The organism is Nonomuraea sp. H19 (assembly GCF_052068215.1).
Lineage (GTDB): Bacteria > Actinomycetota > Actinomycetes > Streptosporangiales > Streptosporangiaceae > Nonomuraea.
Window position 1 is genome coordinate 24836 of record NZ_JBQHCV010000055.1, and the last position, 6669, is coordinate 31504.

A 6669-nucleotide genomic window follows, 5' to 3' on the forward strand; every position below is an offset into this window, starting at 1 on the left:
AACCCATGCGGAAGATCTTCGCCAAACGTGCGATCACCGAAGGCCGCGAACAAGCAGCGGTGAGCCTGACGATCGAGGACGGTCGTTTCACCGAGGTGCGGGAATACAGCGAGCCCACGGGCGCGGACTTCGTGCTCAACGACGGAATCCTGATCCCGGGCTTGATCGATCTCCAGGTCAACGGCTACCACGGCACGGATTTCGCGCACGCCGACGATGCCGACTGGCAGCGGATCGCACGCCGGCTACCTGAGACGGGGGTGACGGCCTTCGCGGCCGCGTTCGTGACAGCGCCCGTACCGACCCTGGCACAGGCCCTGCGCCGGTGCGGCAAAGCGATGAACACGCCGTCGTACACCACACAAGCACGCCTGCTCGGAGCACATCTCGAAGGGCCGTTCCTCTCACCGGCGCATCCCGGCGCTCACGACGCCGGCTTCTTCTGCGACCCCGAACCCGGACACATCCGCACCCTCCTGGCCGCCGCACCTCCCCGGACCCTCGCGGTGATCACACTCGCCCCGGAACGGCCACATGCGCTCGCGGCGATCGAAACGCTCGCCTCGGCAGGCGTCCTGGTCTCCATCGGGCACACGGACGCGACCGCGGAGGAGACACGCGCCGCCGTCGACGCGGGCGTACGGATGGTCACGCATCTGTACAACGCGCAACGGCCGTTCCATCACCGAGACCCCGGGGTCATCGGCCAGACCCTGGTGGACGCCCGGATAGCCGCCAGCCTCGTCCTCGACGGCCATCACATCAGCTCCCAAGCCGCAGCGATGGCCTTCGCAATGGCAAGGGAGCGGCTGGTCCTCGTCACCGATGCCGTGGCGGCGGCGGGCGTGGCACCGGGCCGATACCAGCTCGGTGGCCGATCCATCCACACCGACAGCGGCCGCCCGCCGACACTGGCCAACGGAGCGTTCGCCGGATCGACGCTGCGCATGGACCACGCTCTGGCGAACGCCGTCCGGCTGGGCCTGCCACTGCTGGACGCGGTGGCCGCCGCGACATCCCGCCCGGCCGATCTGCTCGCCCGCCCAGACCTTGGACGCATCAAGGTCGGCGCGCATGCCGATCTGGTGTGGCTGGACGACAATCTCGACACAAAAGCAACATGGATCGGCGGAGAACCAGCGTTCGCCAACCCGGCATCGAGGATCGCTCCTCCTTCCTGAAACGCAGGTGGGCAGTGCGCCGATGCAGGCGCTGTTCGAGGTGCTGTGCGGCCCGCTGGCGCGGCCGACGACGCCCGGGGTGCGGTTCGGCCGCTACCGGACGGTCTCCTTCGACGGCTGCAGCTCGCTCAAGGTCCCCGATACCAGCCGCAACCGGGCCTGGCTCGATCGGCTGGCCCATGGCGGTTATCCCCACCTGGAGCTGATGACCCTGGTGGAGACCGGCACCCGGGCGATGATCGGCGCGGTCTTCGGGCCAACCGCCACGGGCGAGACCGCATACGCCAAGCGGCTGCTGCATCTGCTGAGGTCGGACATGCTCGTGCTGTGGGACAAGGGATTCGATGGCAACGACTTCCTCGCCGCGGTGGCGGGCGCCGGAGCTCAGGTCGTCGGCCGCCTGCGCAGCAACCGCCGCGTCCCGGTCCTGTCCCGCCTGGCCGACGGCTCCTACCTGTCGGTGATCGGCTCGGTCCCGGTGCGGATCATCGACGCCCAGATCACCGTGACCTGCGCTGACGGCACCGTCTTCGACGCCTCCTACCGGCTGGTCACCACGCTGACCAATGCCCGCAGCCACCCCGCCGGCGCCCTGGTCTCTTTGTATCACCAGCGCTGGGAACACGAATCGGCTTACTACGCGCTCCGGCACACGATCCTGCGCGGCCGCGTGCTGAGGTCGGGCGACCCCGTCGGCGTCGAGCAGGAGATGTGGGCGCTGCTCACGCTCTACCAACTGCTGCGCACCGTCATGGTCGACGCAGCACAGTCCCGCCCCGGAACCGATCCCGATCGATGCGGGTTCACCATCGCCTTTCACGCTGCCCGTGACCTGGTGATCCAAGCCGAAGGCGTCCTGCCCGAAGCTCCCGACCCCATCGGAACGATCGGACGCCGGGTACTGGCCAGGCTGCTCCCACCACGACGCCCACGAATCAGCACCCGCAAGGTCAAATCACCGATCTCCCGCTACGGCGAACGGCTGGACGACGGCCGCCCCGACACCAGCCGCGCCATCACCCGCCTCGACATCACCCTCCTGCCGCCCCCGCCCGCACTGCCTGCCGCATCCCGAGACGAGCGACCCATCGCCCCTGCCGACCGCCGTAGACAACAACGGGTCCTGGCCCTCCTCCACCAAGACCCCGACCGCCCCTGGCCAGCCCGCGACATCGCTCGCCACCTCGGCGATATCACCCTGAACACCATGTATCGGCAACTGTCCCGATGGTCCGCAACCGGACTCATCCACAAGATCAGCCCGGGCCTCTACACCGCCGTGCCCACCCTGCCACCTCCTTGACAGGCACCCGAAAACGCTAACTACCTGGCCTTGGGGAAACTCCCCATCCGGCGGAAGGTTCTGCTCAGGTGAGCGGCGTCGGCGAATCCGGCGACGTGCGCGGCCTCGGTCAGCAAGGCACCATCCGACAGCGCCGACAGCGCCGCCCGCAGCCGCATCCACAACACATAGGGCCGGAACGGCAGTCCCAGTTCGCTCGTGAACAGGTGTGACAGCCTACTCTCAGACAGGTTCACAGCGCACGCCACCTCTGCGAGCCGCACGCGCATGGGGAGTATGGCCGCGATGACCTGGATGGCATGGATCAGCGCGGGATGGCGGGGACACGGCGTGGCCGTCCCCGTCAGATGATCGACCAGCGCCTGCAGCGTGGGCAGGTCGCGGCCGGCAGGAACGTTCAGATCGACGTGCCAGCCGACCGCCGACGAGAGGCAGGAGTGATCAAGCATCGGCCCTGCTTGGACCGGATCGATGAGGGCCAGCAGGCCGTCGACCGTGCCGTGCACGATCGCATGGGGCGCGTTTGCCGGGATGAGCGCGGCCGTCATGACATGTTCGGCACCCTCCGCGTCGCGCAGGACGAACCTATCGCCGATCAAGAGTTGCGCGGCGTGATGAGCATGCATGTCCGTGGCGCCGATCTGCCCGCCGTAGTAAAGCCCATCAGGCGTGATCGCCGCCCAGCCCTGCCAGCGAACCGCCGGGCGCAGGAGGATGTTCTCCAAGTCGAGCCGGCCCAGTGGCGGGTTCTTCTCGGGGCCGATGGGCAAGGTAGAGGCGTGAGCAACACTCATCGTGATCATCTTTCGGAAAGCGCGGTCTGAAGGGGCGAAACGGAGAACCCGCGGGTCGTGGAGAAGCCCACGCCGAGAAGGACGATCTCTGGTGTCCAGTACGTCCCGTGTGGAGGCGGCCCCGAGGGTTCGTCGTGACGAGGAAAGCGCCAAGGCGAGCCTGCTACGCCGTTCCGGGTAAGGGACCGAGCGCAGGTTCTGACCAGTCAGCGCCCCGGCGCGGCCCATATCCGCCGTGTGGCACCCATCAACTCCCCACTCTCAAGGAGACATCCATGTCGGCGCGCGATGTCGAGGCCCCCGCTGTGGTGGCAGCACGCAAGCAAGTCCAGGAACCGGCGCAAACTGCTGGCGACTGGTTCCACGTGGAGTACTCGCTCTACGGACGCCAGGGGAAAGTTGACCCCTTACGTCCCGAGTGCTCTTGAACTCGGATGCCACATCGGGTACGGGCGATATCGCCGCGACCATCGGCACCGTCATGAGGAGATGGTCGCGAACAGCCGCCCGGTGGATGGGCCCGCCTTCAGCGAGTTCCTGCGAGTCGCATGGGTCAGGGTCGTGTAGCCATTCCGAGAGCGCGCCGAGCAAGCCACCGACGATGTATACGATGTATACGGCGGCATGGCGGAGGTCGGTGCCCTCCGACGTATCGGGGTTTGTCTCGATCGACCGCAGGGTTTTCTGGAGAGAGCTTCGCGGAGTTATTCGCGGGCGGTGCCGTCGGCGGGGGTGGCGACCAGGGTCGCGAACAGGGTGCCGTGCCCGGCTATGTCCGCGAAGAACGCGCCGTAGCAGGGTCGTGCGTCCGGGTCGTGGTCGCCGAAGTCCTCCAGTGCGGCGAATGATGCGCCGTCGCATCGGCTTGAGAGCAGGAGGGCTGATCTCCAACCGTTCTTCGGAATGGTTCGGCACCCAACGCAATCAGTAAGTAGCGTAGGCATTCGGCGCATGAAAACACCGCGCCATCGCCGCTGCTGTAACACCCCGTACAGGTATGGCGGTTGGACGGCTCTTCGGACGGGACATTATTCAGGGCTAGACGCACCAAAGAGAGAAGAAAGCTAACCTGATCCATGTGGGTTGCGGCACCTGGATCGTTAGCCTCCCGTGCCGCAAGGGCAAGAATGGCGTGCACCTCGGACACCAGCTCATTGACATGGGCGCATACGCGCCCCGCGTCATGGGTGCTGTTCTGTACCTTCTCTGTAATGCCCATCGACTTCTCCCGTTCTTGCCGATACATTATTCCGATTAGCAGCGACGATGCATAGCGTTCGAAAGAGGAACAACGACAACCCGCCGCTTGGCAGACGCGCACAGTAGGGGCACTACCGGAATACAGTGGACCGGGGAGCAATGCTTGAGACCTGTGGATCAGCCGGGAAGGGGTGTACCTTCCCGGTGATCGTTTGAGGTCTCTCACGCATGGCCGACGCGCCAACGTCGGTCGGGAAGGCACACCCGGATGCTCACCGTAGTCCCTGACCCCGCCGACGGCGACCACCGCACGGCCGGCGGCCCGGTCTCCGCCGCGCTGATCGATGAACTCGTCCGCGAAGGTGCCCGCCGGATGCTCGCCGAAGCGCTCAAGGCTGAGGTCGACGCCTACATCACCGCGTTCGCCGACGAGCGTGACGAGGCCGGTCGCCGCCTGGTCGTGCGCAACGGTCACCACGCCCCGCGCGAGATTCTCACTGCGGCGGGCGCGATCGAGGTCCGCGCGCCGCGGGTCAACGACAAGCGCGTCGATGAGGTCACTGGCGAGCGGAAACGCTTCTCCTCCGCCATCCTGCCGCCGTGGTGCCGTAAGACCCCCAAGGTGACCGAGGTGTTGCCGCTGCTGTATCTGCACGGGCTGTCCTCGGGAGACTTCGTGCCCGCGCTGGGGCAATTCCTCGGCTCGGCGGCCGGCCTGTCGGCGCCGGTGATCACGAAGCTGACCGAGCAGTGGAAGGCGGAGCAGCGTGCCTTCGCCGGCCGTGATCTGTCGGGCGTCGACTACGTCTACCTGTGGGCCGACGGCATTCACGTCAACGTCCGCCTGGAGGAGCAGCGGTTGTGCCTGCTGGTGATGATCGGGGTGCGTACCGATGGGCGTAAGGAGCTGATCGCGCTGGCCGACGGCTACCGTGAGTCCACCGAGTCGTGGGCCGATCTGCTGCGTGACTGCGCGCGGCGGGGGATGCGGGCGCCGGTGCTGGCCGTCGGTGATGGTGCGCTCGGGTTCTGGGGCGCGCTGGGTGAGGTGTTTCCGCAGGCCAGAGCGCAGAGGTGCTGGTTTCACAAGATTGCCAACGTGCTTGGGGCGCTACCGAAGTCAGCGCATCCGGCCGCTAAGAAGGCGCTGGCGGAGATCTGGAACGCCGAGGACAAGGACCACGCCCTGAAGGCGGTGAAGGCCTTCCAATCGGCCTACGGCGCCAAGTATGGCAAGGCCGTGGCCAAGGTCACCGACGACCTGGACGCACTTCTCGCGTTCTACGAGTTCCCGGCCGAGCACTGGATCCACCTGCGCACGACCAACCCCATCGAGTCGACGTTCGCCACGGTCCGGCACCGCACCAAGGTCACCAAGGGCCCGGGCTCGCGGGCGGCCGGACTCGCGATGGCGTTCAAGCTGATCGAGTCGGCCCAGTCTCGCTGGCGCGCGGTCAACGCTCCGCATCTCGTCGCGCTGGTCCGCGCTGGGGCGACGTTCGTCAACGGCAAACTCGTCGAACGCTCTGAGGGGCAGCCTTCATCGGCAGCTGCTTAAGAACTTGATCCACAGGTCTTGACGATTGCTCACCGGGGGGCCACGCCAGGGCGCCAACTGGACATAACCTGGGCCTTTCCCGTACCCGGAACGGCGTATTACCAGGTCAAGGCAGTAGGGCCATCGAGAGCCAATCCGATCCCACGCGCGAAATGCTCATCCATCGCTGATACCCCAGCTTCCAGCCCAACCGGCGAAGGATGACTCAGGTCGAGCGGTGCCGCGGCCACTGACCGACCTGCCCAGCTGTGGCGCACCAACGTCGAGCAACGGCAGACCATGCGACACACTTTCGCCGCCGCTCTGGCGGGCAAGACGAGCCTGCGAACGGACCTCACCATGGAGATCGCCGCCGATCTCGCCGACCATCCCCGGGCCCGAGACCTACACCCTCCTGATCATCGGCAGAGGATGGACACCGGACCGCTGGCAACGCTGGGCGTAGGGACGCGCTCGCCCGCCAGTTCACCGATCTACCCGTACCGTCGCTCCGCGCCAGTGGCGCCACAAGGGGCCTGGTAGTAACGGCGCAGGATCCAACGGATGTGCGTCTCACCTGTTTTTACACAGAGCTCTTGGGCTGGCGGGCCAGATTTTGGTCCTGCCTGTCAATGCAAGCCAGAAGCATATCCG

Annotated in this window: 4 protein-coding genes; 3 read left to right on the forward strand and 1 reads right to left on the reverse strand. The window is 66.5% G+C overall.

Features of this window, described 5'->3' with window-relative positions:
* Positions 1–5: 5 nt before the first annotated feature.
* Positions 6–1181: an N-acetylglucosamine-6-phosphate deacetylase gene (nagA, locus tag ACTMTI_RS53935; RefSeq protein WP_441128874.1), complete on the forward strand. Its 1176-nt coding sequence runs from the start codon at positions 6–8 to the stop codon at positions 1179–1181.
* A 22-nt stretch (positions 1182–1203) separates the two neighbouring features.
* Positions 1204–2484, forward strand: a complete 1281-nt coding sequence (locus ACTMTI_RS53940; protein ID WP_441128875.1) for a transposase — start codon at positions 1204–1206, stop codon at positions 2482–2484.
* Between the two features lie 20 nt (positions 2485–2504).
* Here the strand turns inward: ACTMTI_RS53940 and ACTMTI_RS53945 are convergent, their stop codons facing one another.
* On the reverse strand, positions 2505–3287 hold the full coding sequence (locus tag ACTMTI_RS53945; protein ID WP_441128876.1) for a helix-turn-helix transcriptional regulator: 783 nt from the start codon (positions 3285–3287) through the stop codon (positions 2505–2507).
* 1459 nt (positions 3288–4746) lie between these two features.
* Here ACTMTI_RS53945 and ACTMTI_RS53950 point away from each other — a divergent pair.
* Positions 4747–6036: an IS256 family transposase gene (locus ACTMTI_RS53950; RefSeq protein ID WP_441128877.1), complete on the forward strand. Its 1290-nt coding sequence runs from the start codon at positions 4747–4749 to the stop codon at positions 6034–6036.
* Positions 6037–6669: the final 633 nt, after the last annotated feature.

Excerpts from the sequence above, each read along its gene's own strand:
- nagA (WP_441128874.1), top strand. The coding sequence starts at position 6 with ATGCGGAAGATCTTCGCCAAACGTGCGATCACCGAAGGCCGCGAACAA.
- ACTMTI_RS53940 (WP_441128875.1), top strand. The coding sequence starts at position 1,204 with ATGCAGGCGCTGTTCGAGGTGCTGTGCGGCCCGCTGGCGCGGCCGACG.
- ACTMTI_RS53945 (WP_441128876.1), bottom strand. The coding sequence starts at position 3,287 with ATGATCACGATGAGTGTTGCTCACGCCTCTACCTTGCCCATCGGCCCC.
- ACTMTI_RS53950 (WP_441128877.1), top strand. The coding sequence starts at position 4,747 with ATGCTCACCGTAGTCCCTGACCCCGCCGACGGCGACCACCGCACGGCC.